Here is a 19,328-nt window from a genome sequence, read left to right on the forward strand (position 1 = left end):
CCTAGGGCCAATGCGCAACGTCGTTCGATTAGTTGATCTTGATCGGGTAGAGTCTGGGGCTCGTGCCGAGTGATCATGTTGCTGACGGCGCAGCCGGTGGCCGTTGTCGCGGGGAATCGTCAAGATCTCCCTCTGCTCCACCAACGTGATCCGGCGCGTGGAGGTCACCGACCTCGACGACGTGAGGCACGAGAACCCGCCCGTCCTCTGGTGGGCCTTCGCGCGTGCAGGTCACCGTCTGGCGGCGCTGTGCGCGCTTGCCACGCCTGTCGTGGCGCATCCCGGGACGGGCGGGGCGTAGCCGGCGGCTGTGGTGGTCGGCTCCAACCACGAGTCCGGCACAGTCCGGGCTGACAGCCGCGGTCACAGGATGAGGAGAGCGGCCGCCCACAGGGCGTAGAGCACCGCCAACAACGGGCCGAGCGGGAGGCCGTGGGCGCGCGCCGGGCTCTCCTCGGTGGGGCGGAGCTCGGGGTGGGCGTGCATGGCGGAGATCTCCGCCGCGGCTCTCAGGTATGACGGACGCAGGCCAAGGCGGCGTTCCATCCAGGGCCAGCCCAGGGACGGTGCCCAGGTCTTCCCGTCGGCGCGGCGTATCTCGAGAACGCCGCCGCTGGTGTAGACGGCCGCGCGCAGCTCTTCCCAGGCCAGATACCGCACCTTGTACGCTCCGGCCAGCCACAGCCCCGAACGGTCTGCGGTGATACGCCAGTTGAGGAAGGTCGCCAGCGATCCCGGCGCAAACGCCAGTCCGAGCAGGGGCAGGACATGCCACCCCAGCGTGCCCGCCCTCACCTCGTCCAGGATGAACTTGATCACCGCCGCAGCGATTACTGCGCCGAGCAGCGCCGCGCACCGGGTGAACACGCTCGGCCCCCAGCGCATCGGACGGGCGACCGGCTGCATCGACGCCGCGATCCGGCCCACCAGCACTGGATCCTGCTCAACGGCATCCCCCACAGGCCATTCGAGCTCCGGCCTCTGATCGCCCGTCGGCAACCGCACCGGACCAGCCGTGAGCAGGACCACCGGGACCCCGCCCTGGGCGGCGGCGACGATCAGCAACTCGCCTGCGTCATAAGGTGGGCCGTACAGCACTGCCTCCCGCAGCTGGGTGTCGACGATGGGCCGATCCTCGTCCTCGCCATCAGAGGGGCCGAACTCACCGGCCTCGTCATCGATGACCGGGTAGGCCAGGCAGCGCAGCAGCGGCGTACGGCCGGCGGTGTCGTCGGCGGCGTAGATCCAGGTGTCACCGTTGTGGTCCAGGCGTTTCAGTACCCGCAGCAAGGGAACGGGCGCCCGGCGCAGCGCGGCGGCCCGGCGGCGGGCCAGGACACCCGCGGCGAGGAAGGCCAGCCCCGGCACCCCGGCGGCCAGGGTGAGCAGTTGCCAGCCGAAGGCGTCGTACGGCTCGGCGGCCAGGCGGATCCAGTTACCGTCCGACAGGAGCGTCACGACGCTGCCGGTGTCGTAGTCCTCGGGGAAGACGGCGTCAACGGTGCGCTTCGAGCCGTCCGAGGTGCGCACGCGCAGCGTTTCCTCGCCCTGGCCGAGGACGACGGCCGATACCGACACCGCCTTCGCGGCCCACTGCTCGTCCTCGTGAATGCCCCGCAGGCCCTGGTCGACCGCCACGCCCGCCACGGCGCACAGCACCAGCCCGGCAACGATGGGAACAATCCCCCGCCGCAGCGGGCCCATGCCGCCGGGGAGCGGGTGCTGCACCCCGGCGGCCGCCTGCTCGGCGAGGCGCCGCTGCCGTCGCCGAAGAGCGAGCCGCTGCCAGGATGCGGCCCACCCGAAGGCGAGTGCCGCGATCACGGCGGCGTTGGCGGCGTCGGAAGCGGTATCGGGCAGGGGGAACTCCTCCACCGCCACGATGACCGCCAGCACCGGTCCCGACACGAGAGTGAGTTCCGGCAGCCGGACGTACCACAACAGCTGCACCACGGCCAGTCCCACCTGGATCATGCCCACCCAGTCCGGCCCGCAAGGGGCCGCCACCGTGCAGCGCTGCTCCGGCTCCAGAATCATCGCCGCGATCAGGGTCATCAGCAGCGTCAGTACCGGCCACCGGGGCTGTGCCCAGCGCGACAACCTGGGATTTGCCCAGCGGAAGGCATCGTGGGACAGCCAGGCAGGAGCACCCGCAGGTGCAGATCCGGGCGGCAAGGGAACGGGCAGGTCGCTCACGCGAGCGATTATGCGGCCCAGGAACTCGCCGCCCGCGGGCGGGGCGGCCTGGAGCGGCTGGATGCGGTGCCGTTCCTGCCGAAACAGGGGCTCGCCGTTGCCCGGATTCGACGCCCGAGAGAGTTGACCACCCAGTATTGGCCGGACGATTCGGCGAGCGCGACGGCGGTAGCCACGGCGCTTGGGGGCCGCGGGCGCCGCATCGGCCGAAGGCATCCGTCACCGTGAATCGGTCCCACCAAAGGGGCAGACACTCTCCTCAACCCGGCCACCTACGACTACACCGGCGCGGTCCTGTGGAACGCACACGCCGGTGCTCTATGGGCACGCTTCACCACCTACCTCCGCCGCGCCCTCGCCGCCCACCTCGGCATGACACAGAAGGCACTGAACGCCGCGCTGCGCGTCTCGTTCGCCAAGGTCGCCGAATACCGGAAGCGCGGCCTGGTCCACTTCCACGCCGTGATCCGCTTCGACGGACCCGACGGCCACACCACCGAGCCCCCCGCCTGGGCCACCACCGACGCCCTCAACCACGCCGTACACGCCGCCGCCCGGCGCGCCGTGCTCACCGTGGAATCCGACGCGATCGGCGAACGCGAGATCGCCTGGGGCGACCGCATCGACGTACGCGAAATCACCGCCCTCGGGGATGGCGAACTCACTGACCAAAAGGTCGCTGCCTACGTCGCCAAGTACGCAACCAAGAGCGCCGAGGGCTCCGGCACCGTCGACCGGTCCCTGATCTGCCACCCCTGCGGCGGACGTGGCCATGTACGCGGCCCGGACGGCTTCCGTGACCTGTGCACCGACTGCGACGGCACCGGACAAGCCGAACCCATCAAAGACCTCCGCGTACAGCAGCACGTCCGCCAGATGATCCGCAGCGTCTGGGCCCTCGGCCACCTGCCCGAATTCGCTCACCTCAAGCTCTGGAAATGGGCCCACATGCCCGGCTTCCGGGGCCACTTCTCCACCAAATCCCGCTGCTACTCCACCACCCTCGGCGCACTCCGCGACGTACGCCGTGCCTGGCGCACCGCACAAGCAGAGCAAGCCCGCACCCGCGCCGGCCACTCCGCTCCCGACGAGAAAACCACCCTCGTCACCGAAGCCTCCTGGGCCTACCTCGCCTCCGGCTACCGCCCCGGCGAAGAACTCCTCGCCGCACAAACCCGCCATGACATTGCTCAAGCACGCGACCAAGCCGAATGCGCCAAGACAGAAGGAGAGGTGTGGCAGTGACCACCGTTGCAGAGCCCATGCCCTCCCTGACCGAGGCGAACATCCTTTGCGTGGAGACGACGGGTGCCCCGGTGGAAACCGAGGCAGAGATAACCGAGGAAGAACGCGCCTGGATCGCCAAGTGGCTGGACAAGTCGCCCGAGTGGAGCGCCGAGAAGTGGAACGCGATGGGCCATGTCCTCGGCGTCAAGTTCAGCTAGCGTCCTCTTCCTTCCACACGGGGACGATGGTGTCGGGGTCGAACCTGTGCGATCCCTTCACGCCGGGCAGGACGATCACAGCCTCCAGCGCGCTGAAGATGACGGTGCGCTTCTGCTGTAGGTCCATGTCCTTCCACTGAGCCCGTACATCCGTGACCTCGTGCTTCCGGGTCTCCTGACGCGCCGCCCACGCCTTACGCTCATTGGAGAGACGCTTGATCTCCGCCCCCTCCTTCTTCAGGAGGGAGAAGAACGTCGAGTCGCTGATCTCCTCAGCGTGCCACTGCTCCTCCAGCGCGGTCTTCCTGCGCTGGGCTGCCTCAAGCTTCGGCTCGTCGGCCCACGTCTCTTCAACCGGCTCACGCTCCGCGTTGCGCTTCTCCAGCTTGGCGAACACGAGTTGAGTTATCAGCTTGTCGATGGCTGGGCCCTGACGGCTCAGCTTGTCGCAGCCCCCGTCCAGCACAGACCGGCAACGGTACTTGTGCGTCTTCCGGGCGGGGGCGCCGTGCATCTTCGCATTGCAGGTCCGTCCGTCTTCCAGCTTCTTCCCGCACCGCAGGAGCCCGGTCAGCAAGTACTTGCGCGGAGTCCGCTTGCTGTCGCCGGAGCCGTCCCAGCCACCCGCGCTGCGGTTCTTCTCCAGCAGCGCCGTGACGGCGTACCACTCCTTGGGCGTGACAATCGGTTCCCACTTGCCGACAACCGGGTTGCCCTCGGCGTCGGTCACCAGCTCGCCTTTCAACTTCCGGTAACCGCAGATGCGCGGGTTGCGCAAGATCTGCTTGACCGTCTGAAGCTGCCAGCTGTTGCCCATCGTGGTTGTGAGCCCGGACTGGACGAAATTCCACGTCACAGTGGTGATGCTCTTGCCTGCGAGCAAGTCCGTGACTCCTTGGCGGACAACCTTGGACTCTTCGGGGCGCAGGGTCAGCTTGTCGTTGTTCCAGCCGAACGGGCGGCGACCCGATACCGGCTCGCCCCGCTCCGCGCGGGCAAGGTGGTTCAGCCGTGCCCGACGCTTCTTCTTCTTGGTCTCTGATCGGGACGCGGCAACGCCGAGCAGTCCGCGGTACTCGGCTCCGTCGCCGTAGAGGTCGTGGCGGCCAGTGTCGTCCGCATAGACGCGGTCGGGGTGGCCTGTGAACGAGTCCACGAAACGCTCGTAGGCGTGTGCGCCCCGGTAGAGCCGGTCATCCGCCACGCACACCACGCCATCGACTGGGTAGCCGTGTTCCGTGGTGCCTCGTTCGAGTGCTTCGATCATCTTGTCGAAGTCGTCCCGGACGACGTTCGCCTTCGACGCTGACTTGTCGTTGTCGATGTAGTGGTGGATCACGACCCCACGCACGTGCCCCGCAATGCGTCCACAGTGCCGTGTTTGGTCCTCCACGCCGTGACCGTCGCGCTTGTGTGCGTCGTCGGAGATCCGGCAGTAGGCCAAGAGCAGATGCCAACCCTCCGCGCGTAGGGCCAACGCCTCTTCGAGGCTCGGGGCGCCGGTCGGCACTCCCCGGAGCCGCTCGATCAAGCGCTCCACCTCGGCGGCAGTCAGCTTCTTCTTCGGCTGTTGGTCAACCAGCGTCAAAGTTCCCCTCCTTGCTGCGGTTCATACGAAATTAGCAGCTTTCCTGACATCACAACTATGTGTCGGAGGAGCGGTACGAGGGCATGGATCTGCTGGTCACCCGCAAGGGCGCGATCCGTGCCGGTTCGGGTGACTTCGGCATCATTCCGGGGTCGATGGGCACCGGCTCGTACATCGTGAAGGGGCTCGGGAACGCGAAGTCGTTCAACTCGGCCTCGCACGGTGCCGGCCGGAAGATGAGCCGCAACGCGGCCAAGCGGCGCTTCTCGACGCGGGACCTGGAGGAGCAGACGCGGGGTGTGGAGTGCCGTAAGGACTCCGGCGTCGTGGACGAGATCCCGGGTGCGTACAAGCCGATCGAGCAGGTCATCGAGCGGCAGCGGGACCTGGTGGAGGTCGTCGCGAAGCTGAAGCAGGTGGTGTGCGTGAAGGGCTGAGTGCCCTTGACGCCGCTACGAAGACGAGCCCCGGACCCTGTGGTGGTGGTCCGGGGCTCTTCCGTGCGGGCCGATGGCTTCAGAGCGTGCGGTGGACCTTGGTGTTGGACGCCTGGGCGCGGGGGCGGACCACCAGGAGGTCGATGTTGACGTGGCTGGGGCGGGTGACGGCCCAGGTGATCGTGTCGGCCACGTCGTCGGCGGTGAGGGGGGCGTCGACGCCGGCGTAGACCTTGGCGGCCTTCTCGGTGTCGCCGCGGAAGCGGGTGGTGGCGAACTCCTCCGTCTTGACCATGCCGGGGGCGACCTCGATGACGCGGACCGGGGTGCCGACGATCTCCAGGCGGAGGGTCTCGGCGAGGACGTGTTCGCCGTGCTTGGCGGCCACGTAGCCACCGCCGCCCTCGTACGTGGACAGGCCCGCCGTCGAGGAAAGGATCACGATCGTGCCGTCGCCGCCCGCAGTGAGGGCGGGGAGCAGGGCCTGGGTGACGTTGAGCGTGCCGATGACGTTCGTCTCGTACATCTGGCGCCAGTCGGCCGGGTCGCCGGTGGCGACCGGGTCCGCGCCGAGCGCGCCGCCCGCGTTGTTGACGAGGACGGCGAGAGAGCGGAAGGCGGTGGCGAAAGCGTCGACCGCCTCGCGGTCCGTGACGTCCAGGGCGTACGCCGTGGCCTCGTGGCCCGCCTCGTTGATCTCGGCGGCGAGCGCCTCGATGCGGTCCTTGCGGCGGGCGGTCAGGACGACGCGGTAGCCGGCGGCGGCCAGCTGCCGGGCGGTCGCGGCGCCGATGCCGCTGCTCGCTCCGGTGATGACGGCGATGGGGGTGGCGGCCATGCGGACTCGACTCCTCGGACAGCTGATCGGTACGGGGTCAGGATAGGCAGGCGGCGCGAGGTTCCGGCCGGCGGCCGCGCTGTACGGGGCGTCGGGCGGGCCGCGTTTCCTGAGAGGCGGCCGGGGGGCGGGGAGAGCGGCGCCGCCGGAGTCCGGCGGGTGTCGGCGGGGTCGGCGGTCGGCGCCGGATCGGTGGGCTGTCGGCGTGGTCGGCCGTCGGTCGGTGGTGGGTGCCGACGTGGCCGGTGGGGTGCTGTTTCTCAGTGGTTGCGCGGGGCGTACATGATCACGGCCATGCCGGCCAGGCAGATCAGCGCGCCGGTGACGTCCCAGCGGTCGGGGCGGTAGCCGTCGGCGACCATGCCCCAGGCGATCGAGCCCGCGACGAAGACACCGCCGTACGCGGCGAGGATGCGGCCGAACTCACCGTCCGGCTGCAGCGTGGCGACGAAGCCGTACGCGCCCAGGGCGATGACTCCGGCGCCGATCCAGATCCAGCCCCGGTGTTCCCGCACGCCCTGCCAGACGAGCCAGGCACCGCCGATCTCGAAGAGCGCGGCAACGGCGAAGAGTGCGACAGAGCGTGCGACGACCATGGGAGCAGCGTTTCATGCGGGCCGGGTGGGTTCGGATGGGTGGGGCAAGCGGGTGGAGTGGAGCGCGGAACCGGTGTGTAAATACGGATAATTCGGGGCGATCGGTATCTTCGGGGCATGGTAGTGACGCGTAAGGCTCGGCTGGCGGTTTCCGCCGCGGCGGCGATGGCGGCAACGGTGTCGTCAGGGGCATGGGGGGCTGGACAGGCGGTCGCGACGGGGCCCGTGCCCGTGCCGGTGGACCGGCGGGTGGCGCGGGAGGCGGACGTCTCGCACCACGGGCATGTCTCGCTGTGGGGAAGGGGGCTCGGGGTCTGGCTGCACAGCGAGAACCACGGTCCGTCGAGTCTGGCGAGCGTGACCGTACGGTTCCGCTTCTCGGTGCCCCTCAGCGGCCGGCAGGAGATGCCGGTCGAGTGTCTGCAGGCGAGCGCCCGAACCGTACTGTGCCGGACGGGTCCGCTACGGACGGACGAGTGGGCGGGCCGCCAGCTCGCGCTCGAGCTGCAACTGGCGAGGCGGCCGAACGAGGTGGTCGTACGGATCGACACCGTCTGGAACGGTGGTGCGACCGACCGGAACCCCGGCAACAACCGGCATGAGGTGCTGGCGCCAGCCACCGGTGACGAGTACGTCTTCTGACCTCTGGTGGCGCGAGGGGCCGGTGCCGTGGGGGCCGCGGGCGCAGTGGACGCGCGACGTGCGCGGTGCACGGACCGGCCGGTGGTCATCGGGTGAGAGCGGTCTGCAGCGCCGCCGGGTCGGGCCGGTCGCTCGCCCAGGCGACATAGCCGTCGGGGCGGACGAGCAGCGTGGCCGCACAGTCGCTCGTCCAGTGGGCGGCGATGTTCGAGGCGTACGACGACGACGAGGTGGCACTCCTCATCGCTCATATGCGGCGTACGGTCGAGCTCGGTGCGGGCCAGATCGCGCGGCTGCGGAGCGGGGAGTTCGATCCGGCGCAAGGCGCGTCGTAGGGCGATGCGTCAGGTGTGTCGTGCGGGTCGTCCGGCCGTGTCCCACCGGACAGCCCTACCGGACCGGACCGGCCTGATCCCGGGCGCCGAACTCGAGCACCGCGTCGGTGACGATCGTCTCCAGGTGGGAGTGGTGGGCGCCGCGCCAGTACACCCGACCGCACTCCGCGCACTGCGCGAAGACGTCGTACGACTGCTGCGTGCCGTGCTCCAGCTGCTCCCGGACGGATTCCTTGTCCGCGTCGGTCAGCGGCCCGTTGCAGGCCGTGCACCGGGTCCACGGGGCCAGCTCCGGTGCGAACCGCTCCAGCACGTCTCGCAGCTGGTCGTCCGGACGGTCGCTGTAGATGTACGCCCCCGCCCAGATCTCCCGCCGCCGCAGCAGTCCCCGGTCCCGGGAGAGAAGTACCCGCTGCTCCTTCGCCGACAGGGCGGCCAGCGCCGGGTCGCCGAGGTCCTCGCTCTCGTACGCGGCGTCGACGCCCAGCAGCCGCAGCCGCCGGGCGAGCGTGCCGAGGTGGACATCGAGCAGGAAGCGCAGCGGCGCGCCCTCGACGCGCTGGGGGCGCGCCACCGCACGCACCTCCACCAGTTCGCCCGCGCCCGGGATGTGCGAGACGGGGACGGGGCGGCCGTCCACGAGCAGCTGGCCGGCCTCGGTGAGCGGGACGCCGAGCGATTCCACGACATGGCCGAGCGTCGAGGCGCCGTCGGTGGTCACTGACGTGCGTCCGTTGCGGCGTTCATGGGCAACGAAGAGTCGCAGTTCAGGGGCGACCTCGAGGTGGATCTCCGGTCCGTTCACGTCGTCAGCATGCCACCGGGCGGTCTGTGTGAGCCAGGGAATTCACGGGCGAGGGGCAGCCGGAGGCGGGTGGGCCGGCTCAGAGGCTGTTGGGCTGCCTCTGAGCGGGCGGTCGTGCCCTGGCACGCACGCTCGCAGCGGTTGAGGTAGTTCACCACCCTGCTCGCGCGGTCCGTGGCGCGGGCCGTTCCGTCGAAATGCAGATCGCTGATGTGTGCCGGCAGCATCGGGTTCCCCGTCGCTCGGTGAAGCGGTTCTCATGGTTGATGGGCCACCGACCATGAGAATGGTTGCCGGATCCCCCCTCGCAAGCCCCCGGGGCTGCGCCTACAGTTCCCGCATGAAGATCACCGACCTCGAACCCGGCGACCCCCGACTGGCCACGGACCTTCTTCCCGTGCTGCGCGAACTCCGTCCGCATCTGACGGAGGACCTCTTCCGCGAGGTGTACGACAAGGGGTACCCGCAGGGGCTCCGCTTCACCGCCGTCCACGACGGCGACGGCGCATGCGTGGGCGCGGCCGGATGGCGGATCGTCGACAACACCAGCCAGATCCGCAAGCTGTACGTCGACGATCTGGTCACCGCCGAGCACGCCCGGTCCACCGGTGTCGGCCACCGGCTGCTGGGGTATCTGGAGCAGCGTGCCCGGGAGGCCGGCTGCCTGGACCTGAGTCTGGACTCGGGCACGCATCGCACCGATGCCCACCGCTTCTATCTGCGGGAGCGGCTGGACATTGTCGCGTTCAGCTTCAACAAGCCTCTGGCCCGGAATTCTGACTGATCCCGGGGCCGGGCTCGGAACCGAGCTCCGGAGTGAGGTCCAGTCGCCAGTCGTTCGTCAGCAGCACATGGCCGGGCGGGTACTCGACGTCGCACTCGCCGATCAGGATGAAGCCCGCCCTGCGGCACACCGCGTTCGACGCGCCGTTGTCGACGGACGGGTAGGCGTGCAGATAGCGGTGCTTGCGCTCGGCCCGCGCCTGCTCGACGACGGCCCTGGTCGCGGCCGTGGCGATGCCCCGCCCCTGGTGGCCGGCGAGGACGGCCCACCCCGTCTCGTACACCTCCTGGCCCTGCCAGGTGCGCTCCCAGAACCCGATCGTCCCCACGGCCTCGCCTCCGCTTCCGTCGGCCAGGGTGATCCGGAACATCCTGCCCCGGCCCGTGCGGTCCGCGCTCAGCTCCACATAGCGGCCGTGGCGCACCATGAGCTGCTCCTCCGACTCGGGACCGCCCAGATGATCCATCAGTTCCGGCGCGTTGACACGGCGCAGGAGCTCCAGGTCGCCGTCCGACCAGGGTTCGATCCGTACCGGAGACGCCGATGACGGGGGAGTGTGCTCCATACGGCAACAGTAGGACGCGGCACTGACAGTCAGCGCCCGACGAGTGCCGTCGGCGGCACTCCGAGCGTCGTCGTGAAGTCCCTGACCAGGTGCGCCTGGTCGCTGTAACCGAGTTCCGCCGCGAGCGTGGCCCAGTCCACCTCGGGGTCGGTCTCGGCGCGTTCCAGCGCCTCGTGGATGCGGTAGCGCAGGATGACCCACTTGGGGCCGACGCCCACATAGGTGGCGAAGAGCCGCTGCAGCGACCGCGCCGACAGTCCTTCGGTGCGGGCGAGTTCGTCGACGCGGCGGATCGTGCGGTCGGTGCGGACGCGCTCGACCAGCGCCATCACGCGCTCGGCCTGCGGGTCGGGTTCCGGGGCGAGCGCCAGCAGGTACGCGTCCAGCGCCGCGACCCGTGCGTCCTCCTCGGCCGGGTCCAGCACGGCCGCCACGGGCGCGGGTACGGCGAGGACCTCGTCCGCCATGAGCCGTCGGCCCGACCACCGCGACACCGGGTGGTCCGGTGCGAACGGCCGGAAGCCGCCCGGCCGGAACTTCACCCCGCAGACCCGTCCGCGGCCCTCCAGCTTCTGGCTGAAGAGCTCGAGCCCGATGCCCGCGACCTCCGAGAAGGCGGGCTCGCCGGTGCTCTCGTAGTACTGGAAGACCAGGTTCACCGAAGGGTGCGGCACCACGTGCGAGATGTACGGCTCCGGCAGGTCCCAGTCGATCAGCCAGTAGAACGCCACCTGCGTCCGCAGGCCGGGGGCGGGCTCGCGGCGTCGGAAATGCACGTGCGAGAAGAGTTCGCGGGCGTCGACGATGCCCTGGTTGTCGCGTCGAGGACCTGACATGACAGCGATTCTATGACGCACAACAGTTCGAATCATCCCTGTCGCGTTTCTTCAAGACGCAGGCGCTTGCCGGATGCACGGTTGAAGCATGAAGAAGATCAGTGAATTGCTGGACATGGCCGCGGAGCGGGCGATTCCTGTGGTGCGCGGGATCGACGACGGCCAGCTGGGCGACCCCACGCCGTGCACGGAGTACGACGTGCGGGCCCTGGTCGACCATCTCTTCCAGGTGGTCGTCAACTTCCAGGCCCTGGCGGCCAGGGAGGAGCCGGACTTCGGCGCGAGGCCGACCGCGGTCACCGGCGACTGGCGCAGCCGCTTCGGCGAGGAGACGGCCAAGCTGGTGGCGGCGTGGGGCGCGCCGGGTGCGGACGAGGGGACCGCGGGCTCCATGGGATTCCCCGCCAGAACCGTCGCGCAGATGGTGCTGGGCGATCTGACCGTGCACGCATGGGACCTGGCGCGCGCCACCGGGCAGGAATTCGTTCCGGACGAGGCCGTGGTGCGCGAACTGGGGCCCGGCGTCGCCGACATGGCGCCGAACGCGCGGAAGGCGAAGGTGTACGGCGAACCCTTCCCCGTACCGGACAGTGCTAGCCCCTTTGAGCGGATGCTGGGTACGACCGGCCGCGACCCGGGCTGGCAGCCGCCCCGGGCGTGACCCCGGGGACGCCCGGGGCGCCTGCGGCGCCGATGGTTTCCGCCGGCGTCGGCCTCTGTGCGGCCGGCTCCGGTGCCCGTGCGGCCCTGCCCGTCGCGGAGGTGGCCACCGCACCGTCGGACGCGCCCCGCAGCCGTGCGGAGGCCGCCCTCTCGGACATCTGGGCCGACGTACTCGGCCTCGACGAGGTCGGTGTCCACGACGACTTCCTCGATCTCGGCGGTCACTCGCTGTTGGCCTTGCGGATCACCAACCGGGTCAGGGATGAACTCGGCTTCCCGCTCACCGTCCGCGGGCTCTTCGAGCATCCGACGATCGAGGAGCTCGGTCGGCTGATCGACGGGACCGGCGAGGAGAACTGACCTGTCCGGGAGAGATCACTCGGGGCGCGGAATCTCCTCGGTCCGCGGGGCCTGCCGTATCACGGGAAGCGCGGTGACGACGGCGGCCAGCACGACCATGAAGACGGCGTACGCCACCAGCGTGCCCCGCGCCCCCAGCGACTGGAGCAGGCCCCCGGCGGCCAGCGAGGCCAGAGGGACCGCCCCCCAGGTGATCAGCCGGGCGGCGCTGACGGTGCGGGCCTGAAGACGGTCGGGGGCGAGCGCGTAACGGTACGACGTGACGACCACGTTGAAGGCCGGTTCGGCCAGCGCCGTCACGGCGACTACCGCGCCCAGCGCCAGAGGCGAGGACAGCCACATCAGCACCGCCATGCCACAGGCCCACAGCCACAGTGACCCGATCACCACGGTCCGCGGCCGCAGACGCCGGTGCAGCCACGGAGCGGCGAAGGCACCGGCGATCGCGGTCCCGCCGGGCAGCGCCAGCATCACCCCGATCAGCGAGGGCGAGGCACCGAGCTCCTGGGCCCGCACGATCATGACGAGGGTGAGCGCGGACAGGACGAGGTTCACGGCACCGGTCAGGGCCACCAGGGCCCGCATCAGACGCTGGTGCCACAGCCACACCAGCCCCTCGGAGATGTCGGCGAGCAGTCCCCGCCGCTGGTGTTCCACCTCGCTCCGGTCCTGGAGGCCGGGCCGTACGAAGAAAATGGCCAGGAAGCCGAGCACGTAGGACAGCATGTCCGCCACGAACGGCAGGACGTGGCCGGCGGCGAACAGGGCGCCGCCCAGCGGGCGCCCGGCCAGGTCGGCGCCGAGTTCCCGGGCCTGGTTCTGGGCGACCGCGGTGGGCAGTTGGTGCCGCTGGACGATGTGCGGCAGTGCGGCGGACTCCGCGAGCTGGAAGAACACGAAGCACGCGCCGTCCACGAAGACGACCGCCAGCAGGGCCGCCACGCCCAGCCTGTCGACCGCGAGCGCCAGCACGACGAGACCGAGCAGCACCGCCCGGACACCGTCGGCCGCCAGCATCACGCGCCTGCGGTCCCAGCCGTCGACCAGTGCCCCCGCGGGCAGGTAAAGCACCAGGAACGGCAAGGTCTGGGCGAACCCCACGAGCCCCGCCTGGAACGGCGAGCCCGTCAGCGTAAGCACCAGTAGCGGGTAGGCGAGCGTCGTGACCCGCATGCCCACGGTCGAGACGACCTGGCCGCTCCACAGCAGCATGAAGTCCCGGTTGCGCCACAGCGGTCGCGCGACAGCCGACGAGGCGAGGCTCTCGCTCATCGTCGGCCGCGTAGGTCACTCAGCGCCCTGCTGGACCTCAGTATCCTGCTGTCCCTGCCGCTGTCCGGATCACCCATTCGCCCAAGCGTGACGTGCCACCGCGGGACTGTCCATCCCCACCGTCCTGAACCGGACATGACGGCAGCCCAGTCACCCGGCTCCTTGGGGAAAACCCCCAGGCGGCCCCGGAAGAGCACATCAGCGCCCCAGCGAAATCCATGTGCCCTCAATGTGCCCTGGCCACCTGACGGCCCCACCAGGCACTGGCCGGGGCGGGACCCGAAAACCCCGCCCGAACCCTACAAAACCCCAGGTCAGGGCCACACCAGGCAATAAGGCTGATGCCCCGCCTCATGTAACCGGTGGCTGAAATCCTGCCACTCGTGCAGCAGTTGGTAGACGTTGAACGCGTCGCGCGGGCCGCCGCGGTCCGGGACCGTGGACCAGATGAAGGCCGCGGCGCCGACCGACTCCTCGCCGACACCGCGCAGCGGGTCGACGACCGTCATGGGGAGTTTGACCACGGCGTAGTCGGGGTGCAGGACGACCAGTTCCAGCGGGGGGACCTTGTGCAGGGGTATGCCCTGGATTCCGGTGAGGACCATGGCCGCCACCGTCTCCGGTTTGATCTTGGTGAACATGCCGCCCATGCCCAGCTCGTCGCCGCCGAGCTCCTCGGGGCGCATGGAAATGGGCACCCGTGCGGCCGTGGCCCCGTCGGGGGCCCCGAAGTACTTGTACGTCACCCCCACCCGGCCACCACTCCCGCTTCCGGACTGCGCACTGCCGGCCTGAATGCCCTGCCGACGCTCGGCCTCACGCCGGTGCCGACCTCGTCGGGCAGGCTCGGGCCCCAGGTCGTCGGTCCCTTCGCCCACTTCGCCACCGCGATGCATATCTCATCCATCCGACTACTGCTTGGGAGACACAGCCCCCGCCGCGCAACCTGATCATCGTGTCAGTGACCTCCCCCACGGGCGTGGTGTGAAACACCTGTCCGCAGGACCGTCGGAGGCTCTGACACCATGGCTTGTGTGAGCTTTCCCTATGACGCCCCAGTTTCGCAGACGCTTTTCGACCGCGCGTCCCTCGTGACGCCCGGCGGCGTGAACTCTCCCGTACGTGCCTTCCGGGCCGTGGGCGGTACGCCCCGCTTCATGGTGTCCGGTACCGGTCCGTACCTCACCGATGCCGACGGCCGTGAGTACGTCGACCTCGTGTGCTCGTGGGGGCCGATGATCCTCGGCCACTCCCACCCCGAGGTCATCGCCGCAGTCCAGGAGGCTGTCGCCCGCGGCACCTCGTTCGGTACGCCCGGTGAGGGCGAGGTCGCGCTCGCCGAGGAGATCGTGGCCCGGATCGAGCCCGTCGAGCAGGTGCGGCTGGTGTCCTCGGGCACCGAGGCGACCATGTCCGCGATCCGGCTGGCCCGCGGGTTCACCGGCCGGGCGAAGGTCGTGAAGTTCGCCGGCTGCTATCACGGGCACGTCGACGCGCTGCTTGCCGCCGCCGGGTCCGGGGTCGCGACCTTCGGTCTGCCGGACACCCCGGGCGTCACCGGCGCGCAGGCCGGCGACACGATCGTGCTGCCGTACAACGACCTGGAGGCCGTGCGGGCCGCGTTCGCCGCGCACCCCGGTGAGATCGCCTGTGTGATCACCGAAGCCTCGCCCGGCAACATGGGCGTGGTGCCGCCGCTGGACGGTTTCAACGCCGGGCTCAAGGAGCTCTGCGCCGAGGGCGGTGCGCTGTACATCTCCGACGAGGTCATGACCGGATTCCGTACCTCGAGGGCCGGCTGGTTCGGCATCGACGGCGTGCGGCCCGACCTGATGACCTTCGGCAAGGTCATGGGCGGGGGCTTCCCGGCCGCGGCCTTCGGCGGGCGCGCCGATGTGATGGCGCACCTCGCCCCGGTCGGCCCCGTCTACCAGGCGGGCACCCTCTCCGGAAACCCGATCGCCACCGCCGCCGGCCTCGCCCAGCTTCGGCTGCTCGACGACGCGGCGTACGCGAAGGTCGACGCGGTCTCCGCGGAGATCCGGTCCCTGGTGAGCGAGGCGTTCACCAAGGAGGGCGTCGCGCACACGGTGTCCGCGGCAAGCAACATGTTCTCCGTGTTCTTCACGGACCAGCCGGTGCGGAACTACGAGGACGCCAAGAAGCAGGAAGCTTTCCGCTTCACCGCCTTCTTCCACTCGATGCTGTCGCAGGGCGTCTATCTGCCGCCGTCCGCGTTCGAGTCCTGGTTCGTCTCCACCGCCCACGACACGCAGGCCGTCGAGCGGATCGCCGCCGCGCTGCCCGCCGCCGCCCGCGCCGCCTCGGAGGCCACCGCATGAGCGAGACCAGCAGTGCCGGCACCGCAGACAGTGCGCGCAAGGACATCACGGTCGTTCATCTGATGCGGCACGGGGAGGTGCACAACCCCGAGGGCGTGCTCTACGGACGCCGTCCCGGCTACCACCTCTCCGAGCTCGGCCGGCAGATGGCCGACCGGGTGGCCGAGCACCTGGAGAAGCGCGACATCACCCATGTCGTCGCCTCCCCGCTGGAGCGCGCCCAGGAGACGGCGACGCCGATCGCCAAGTCGCACGGCGTCGACCTGGCCACCGACGAGCGGCTGATCGAGGCGGCCAATGTCTTCGAGGGCAAGACCTTCGGGGTCGGCGACGGTGCGCTGCGCAAGCCGGACAACTGGAAGCACCTCACCAACCCCTTCCGCCCGTCCTGGGGCGAGCCGTACATCGAGCAGGTCGTACGGATGATGGGCGCCCTCGACGCCGCGCGCGACGCGGCCCGCGGGCACGAGGCGGTCTGCGTCAGCCACCAGCTGCCGATCTGGATCGTCCGGAGTTTCGTCGAGCGACGGCGGCTCTGGCACGACCCGCGCAAGCGGCAGTGCACGCTGGCCTCGCTGACCAGCTTCACGTACCAGGGCGACAAGATCGTCTCGGTCGGCTACACCGAGCCGGCCCGCGATCTGGTCCCTGCGCACCTGCTGGCCGGTGCGAAGCCGGTGAAGGGGAAGTCCAAGGCGTTCGGCGCGTAGCCGAGATTTCTCGACCCGCACGGGCCCCTGCCGATGTGTCGGCCGGGGCCCGTGGTGCGTTCGGGTCAGGAACAAGGTCACGTCCGGAGTGGGGTCCGGTCACGCACAGAATTGTGTGTTAGCCAGCGGAACCGCCGCGCTGTATCGCGCATCTAAGCCTTCGCCAGTTTGTGTGCAGTTGGGTCGGGAACGACCGCAGATGGGGACGCCATGCGCGACATCAGCCGAAGGAGTCTGCTCGGAGCCGGACTGGGGGCGGCGGCTGCCATCGGGACGGCGGGCTGCGGTTCCCGGCACTCTTCCGAAAGGGGCCGGCCGGGCCCTGGCCCCGGGGAGAGGACGGGCGGCAAGGCCGAGGGGGACGGTGCCGAGGACGAGGACGTTCGCGAGATCGGGGACGGTTCCACCGCGGACACCGGGGAGCAGCCGAACCAGCCTTCCGCGCCGGTCCCGCTGGAACCCGGCCAGACCCCGCCGCAGTTCGTGATCTTTTCCTGGGACGGGGCGGGGGAGGTCGGCACCGGGCTCTTCCCGCGTTTTCTCGAACTCGCCAAGGAGCACGACGCGGCGATGACCTTCTTCCTCTCCGGGATCTACCTGCTGCCCGAGTCGAAGAAATCCTTGTACCGGCCGCCGAACAACCGTATCGGCGCCTCCGACATCGGCTATCTCACCGATGCCCACATCAAGGAGACGCTGGGCCACATACGCAGGGCCTGGCTCGACGGTCATGAGGTCGGCACGCACTTCAACGGGCATTTCTGCGCCGGTTCCGGATCGGTCGCCCACTGGACGTCCGCCCAGTGGCAGAACGAAATCGATCAGGCGGTCTCCTTCGTCACCGAATGGCGCACCAATACCGGCTGGACCGATCTCGACCCGCTGCCCTTCGACTACCGCAAGGAACTTGTCGGCGGCCGCACCCCCTGTCTGCTCGGCCAGAACAATCTGCTGCCCACCGCGCGCCGACTGGGCTGGCGCTACGATGCGAGCTCGCCCGGCGGCACCCAGATCTGGCCCACGAAGCGCCAGGGCATATGGGATCTTCCGCTGCAGGGCATGCCGTTCCCCGGGCACACCTTCGAAGTGCTGTCGATGGACTACAACATCCTCGCGAACCAGTCACAGAACACCACCCGGGGAATGCCGTCGCGCTATCCGGAATGGCGCACCCAGGCCACTCATTCGTACCTCGCCGCTTTCAATCGTGCGTACGGGTCGAATCGAGCACCCTTCTTCATCGGCAACCACTTCGAGGAGTGGAACGGCGGCATCTATATGGATGCGGTCGAAGAGACCCTCAAAAGGATCGCGGGGAAGCCGGATGTGCGGCTCGTCTCCTTCCGGCAGTTCGTCGACTGGCTCGATGTCCAGGATCCGGCCGTGCTCGCGAAGCTCCGTACGCTGGAGGTCGGCCAGTCGCCCGACGGTGGGTGGAACACCTTCTTTAAACGGGCCTGACAACGGGCTTTACGGGCACCGAGGGGGGTGCGCAAGATCCCCGGAACCGTCATGCGAAACTTTTCACATGAGCTTTGGCCGCGCACCCCGACGCCGCTTCACCCTGCTCGCCGCCCCCGCAGCGGCCGCCGCACTGGCGCTGACCCTGACCGCCTGCGGAGGTGACGGCAACAAGGCCGGTGGTGGCGGCAATTCGCACTTCGTCACCGGCAGTGGCGGAATCTCCACCGTGGCCAAGGCGGAGCGCGTGGCCGCGCCGAAGCTCGACGGAACGACACTGGACGGCAAGCCCCTCGACGTCGCCGACTACAAGGGCAAGGTCGTCGTGCTGAACGTCTGGGGCTCGTGGTGCGGCCCCTGCCGGCTGGAGGCCAAGCACTTCGCGAAGGTGTCGAAGGAGACCGCGAGCCAGGGTGTCCAGTTCATCGGGATCAACACCCGGGACGCCGAGAAGGGCCCGGCGGTGAACTTCGAGAAGGACAACAGCATCACCTACCCGAGCTTCTTCGACCCGATCGGGAAGCTCATCCTGCGCTTCCCCAAGGGCACGCTGAACCCGCAGGCCATCCCGTCGACCGTGGTCATCGACCGGGACGGGAAGATCGCGGCCCGCACCCTCGTCGCCCTCGACGACGTCAAGCTCCACGAGATGATCGACCCGCTGATCGCGGAGAAGTGATTCCGTGCTCACCCTTGCCGCGACCACGGGCATGAACACGACGGTGTTCAACGGGGCCCTCCTGGTGGCCCTGCCCATCGCCGTACTCGGCGGACTGGTCTCGTTCTTCTCACCGTGCGTGCTGCCCCTGGTGCCCGGCTACCTCTCGTACGTCACCGGGGTCAGCGGGACCGATCTGGCCCAGGCCAGACGGGGGCGCATGGTCGCCGGCGCCTCGCTCTTCGTGCTCGGCTTCTCCGCGGTGTTCGTCTCCAGCGGCGCGCTCTTCGGCTATTTCGGGCAGCGACTGCAGGACCACAGCGAGGTCATCTCCAAGATCCTCGGCGTCCTGATGATCCTGATGGGCATCTTCTTCATGGGCTTGATGCCCTGGATGACCCAGCGCGAATTCCGCATCCACAAGCGGCCTGTGTCCGGCCTCACCGGGGCACCGCTGCTCGGGGTGCTGTTCGGGGTCGGCTGGACGCCGTGCCTCGGCCCGACGCTCACCTCGGTGCAGACACTCGCCCTCGAACAGGGGACCGCGGGGCGCGGGGCCGTGCTGACCCTGGCGTACTGTCTCGGACTCGGCCTGCCGTTCGTGCTGGCCGCAGTCGCCTTCCGCAAGGCGCTCGGCGCCTTCGGGTGGGTCAAACGCCACTATGTATGGGTCCTGCGGATCGGCGGCGCAATGATGATCGTGACCGGACTGCTCCTGCTGACCGGGGTGTGGAGCAGCATGATGCAGGAATTGCAGGGCTGGTCCGACGGCTTCACGGTGGGGATCTGAGTTCC

The 19,328-nt window shown here is 69.4% G+C and carries 22 protein-coding genes and 2 pseudogenes; 14 read left to right on the forward strand and 10 right to left on the reverse strand.

Annotation, left to right across the window (positions count from 1 at the left end; translation table 11 throughout):
• Positions 1–103 precede the first annotated feature (103 nt).
• Entirely contained in the window at positions 104–301 is a 198-nt protein-coding gene (locus tag OH809_RS24075) for a hypothetical protein (protein WP_406515512.1), read from the forward strand.
• A 62-nt stretch (positions 302–363) separates the two neighbouring features.
• Here OH809_RS24075 and OH809_RS24080 read toward each other — a convergent pair whose 3' ends face one another.
• Entirely contained in the window at positions 364–2,055 is a 1,692-nt protein-coding gene (locus OH809_RS24080) for a hypothetical protein (protein ID WP_406420448.1), read from the reverse strand.
• A 393-nt stretch (positions 2,056–2,448) separates the two neighbouring features.
• On the opposite strand from OH809_RS24080, the pseudogene OH809_RS24085 reads away from it, so the two are divergent.
• A pseudogene (locus tag OH809_RS24085) lies at positions 2,449–3,441 on the forward strand (replication initiator); the annotation flags it as partial.
• Positions 3,438–3,641 carry a hypothetical protein gene (locus OH809_RS24090; RefSeq protein WP_406420447.1) on the forward strand — a complete coding sequence of 68 codons (204 nt, stop codon included), beginning with the start codon at positions 3,438–3,440 and terminating at the stop codon, positions 3,639–3,641. The pseudogene OH809_RS24085 and the gene OH809_RS24090, both read left to right, overlap by 4 nt.
• Here the strand turns inward: OH809_RS24090 and OH809_RS24095 are convergent.
• Positions 3,634–5,229, reverse strand: coding sequence for a recombinase family protein (locus OH809_RS24095; protein ID WP_406420446.1), 1,596 nt, complete (start codon positions 5,227–5,229; stop codon positions 3,634–3,636). The genes OH809_RS24090 and OH809_RS24095 overlap by 8 nt on opposite strands.
• Positions 5,230–5,276: 47 nt before the next feature.
• Between OH809_RS24095 and OH809_RS24100 the strand changes: the two are divergent.
• Positions 5,277–5,666, forward strand: a pseudogene (locus tag OH809_RS24100) (RtcB family protein); the annotation flags it as partial.
• Positions 5,667–5,745: 79 nt separating this feature from the next.
• On the opposite strand, the gene OH809_RS24105 reads toward OH809_RS24100, so the two are convergent.
• Together OH809_RS24105 and OH809_RS24110 are read right to left on the reverse strand one after the other, a co-directional pair.
• The gene (locus OH809_RS24105; RefSeq protein ID WP_398957185.1) at positions 5,746–6,504 is read right to left on the reverse strand and encodes an SDR family NAD(P)-dependent oxidoreductase; all 759 of its coding nucleotides are present in this window, start codon (positions 6,502–6,504) and stop codon (positions 5,746–5,748) included.
• A 260-nt stretch (positions 6,505–6,764) separates the two neighbouring features.
• Positions 6,765–7,100 (reverse strand): YnfA family protein, encoded by a 336-nt coding sequence (locus OH809_RS24110; protein WP_406420445.1) that lies wholly within the window; start codon positions 7,098–7,100, stop codon positions 6,765–6,767.
• A 117-nt stretch (positions 7,101–7,217) separates the two neighbouring features.
• Between OH809_RS24110 and OH809_RS24115 the strand changes: the two genes are divergently transcribed.
• Positions 7,218–7,742: a hypothetical protein gene (locus tag OH809_RS24115; protein ID WP_406420444.1), complete on the forward strand. Its 525-nt coding sequence runs from the start codon at positions 7,218–7,220 to the stop codon at positions 7,740–7,742.
• A gap of 85 nt (positions 7,743–7,827) precedes the next feature.
• Here OH809_RS24115 and OH809_RS24120 read toward each other — a convergent pair whose 3' ends face one another.
• The gene (locus tag OH809_RS24120) at positions 7,828–7,986 is read right to left on the reverse strand and encodes a hypothetical protein (protein WP_406420443.1); all 159 of its coding nucleotides are present in this window, start codon (positions 7,984–7,986) and stop codon (positions 7,828–7,830) included.
• On the opposite strand from OH809_RS24120, the gene OH809_RS24125 reads away from it, so the two are divergent.
• Positions 7,913–8,077 carry a hypothetical protein gene (locus tag OH809_RS24125; protein ID WP_406425480.1) on the forward strand — a complete coding sequence of 55 codons (165 nt, stop codon included), beginning with the start codon at positions 7,913–7,915 and terminating at the stop codon, positions 8,075–8,077. The two genes, OH809_RS24120 and OH809_RS24125, sit on opposite strands and share 74 nt — an antisense overlap.
• A 55-nt stretch (positions 8,078–8,132) precedes the next feature.
• On the opposite strand, the gene OH809_RS24130 is transcribed toward OH809_RS24125, so the two are convergent.
• The gene (locus OH809_RS24130) at positions 8,133–8,882 is read right to left on the reverse strand and encodes a Mut7-C RNAse domain-containing protein (RefSeq protein ID WP_406420442.1); all 750 of its coding nucleotides are present in this window, start codon (positions 8,880–8,882) and stop codon (positions 8,133–8,135) included.
• 340 nt (positions 8,883–9,222) lie between these two features.
• Here OH809_RS24130 and OH809_RS24135 point away from each other — a divergent pair, with 340 nt between their 5' ends.
• Positions 9,223–9,666, forward strand: coding sequence for a GNAT family N-acetyltransferase (locus OH809_RS24135; RefSeq protein WP_406420441.1), 444 nt, complete (start codon positions 9,223–9,225; stop codon positions 9,664–9,666).
• Here the strand turns inward: OH809_RS24135 and OH809_RS24140 are convergent.
• Both OH809_RS24140 and OH809_RS24145 read right to left on the reverse strand, forming a co-directional pair.
• Positions 9,635–10,231 carry a GNAT family N-acetyltransferase gene (locus tag OH809_RS24140; RefSeq protein WP_406420440.1) on the reverse strand — a complete coding sequence of 199 codons (597 nt, stop codon included), beginning with the start codon at positions 10,229–10,231 and terminating at the stop codon, positions 9,635–9,637. The genes OH809_RS24135 and OH809_RS24140 overlap by 32 nt on opposite strands.
• Positions 10,232–10,260: 29 nt before the next feature.
• Positions 10,261–11,067: a DUF6597 domain-containing transcriptional factor gene (locus OH809_RS24145; RefSeq protein ID WP_406420439.1), complete on the reverse strand. Its 807-nt coding sequence runs from the start codon at positions 11,065–11,067 to the stop codon at positions 10,261–10,263.
• An 88-nt stretch (positions 11,068–11,155) separates the two neighbouring features.
• Between OH809_RS24145 and OH809_RS24150 the strand changes: the two genes are divergently transcribed.
• Positions 11,156–11,728, forward strand: coding sequence for a TIGR03086 family metal-binding protein (locus tag OH809_RS24150; RefSeq protein WP_406420438.1), 573 nt, complete (start codon positions 11,156–11,158; stop codon positions 11,726–11,728).
• A gap of 32 nt (positions 11,729–11,760) precedes the next feature.
• Positions 11,761–12,090, forward strand: a complete 330-nt coding sequence (locus OH809_RS24155; protein ID WP_406420437.1) for a phosphopantetheine-binding protein — start codon at positions 11,761–11,763, stop codon at positions 12,088–12,090.
• 15 nt (positions 12,091–12,105) lie between these two features.
• Here the strand turns inward: OH809_RS24155 and OH809_RS24160 are convergent, their stop codons facing one another.
• On the reverse strand, positions 12,106–13,362 hold the full coding sequence (locus OH809_RS24160; protein WP_406420436.1) for an MFS transporter: 1,257 nt from the start codon (positions 13,360–13,362) through the stop codon (positions 12,106–12,108).
• Positions 13,363–13,676: 314 nt separating this feature from the next.
• A complete protein-coding gene (locus tag OH809_RS24165) occupies positions 13,677–14,258 on the reverse strand; it encodes a hypothetical protein (protein WP_406420435.1) in 582 nt (193 codons plus the stop codon).
• Positions 14,259–14,387: 129 nt separating this feature from the next.
• Between OH809_RS24165 and hemL the strand changes: the two genes are divergently transcribed.
• From hemL to OH809_RS24190, 5 genes are all read left to right on the forward strand, one after another.
• Positions 14,388–15,704, forward strand: a complete 1,317-nt coding sequence (gene hemL / locus OH809_RS24170; protein ID WP_406420434.1) for a glutamate-1-semialdehyde 2,1-aminomutase — start codon at positions 14,388–14,390, stop codon at positions 15,702–15,704.
• Positions 15,701–16,414 carry a histidine phosphatase family protein gene (locus OH809_RS24175; protein ID WP_406420433.1) on the forward strand — a complete coding sequence of 238 codons (714 nt, stop codon included), beginning with the start codon at positions 15,701–15,703 and terminating at the stop codon, positions 16,412–16,414. Before hemL ends, OH809_RS24175 begins: the two co-directional genes overlap by 4 nt.
• A gap of 210 nt (positions 16,415–16,624) precedes the next feature.
• Positions 16,625–17,875: a hypothetical protein gene (locus OH809_RS24180; protein WP_406420432.1), complete on the forward strand. Its 1,251-nt coding sequence runs from the start codon at positions 16,625–16,627 to the stop codon at positions 17,873–17,875.
• A gap of 67 nt (positions 17,876–17,942) precedes the next feature.
• Positions 17,943–18,554 (forward strand): TlpA family protein disulfide reductase, encoded by a 612-nt coding sequence (locus OH809_RS24185; protein ID WP_406420431.1) that lies wholly within the window; start codon positions 17,943–17,945, stop codon positions 18,552–18,554.
• Between the two features lie 31 nt (positions 18,555–18,585).
• Positions 18,586–19,323, forward strand: a complete 738-nt coding sequence (locus OH809_RS24190; RefSeq protein ID WP_406425019.1) for a cytochrome c biogenesis CcdA family protein — start codon at positions 18,586–18,588, stop codon at positions 19,321–19,323.
• The last annotated feature ends 5 nt before the right edge of the window (positions 19,324–19,328 follow it).

Source organism: Streptomyces sp. NBC_00873, assembly GCF_045207415.1.
GTDB lineage: Bacteria > Actinomycetota > Actinomycetes > Streptomycetales > Streptomycetaceae > Streptomyces.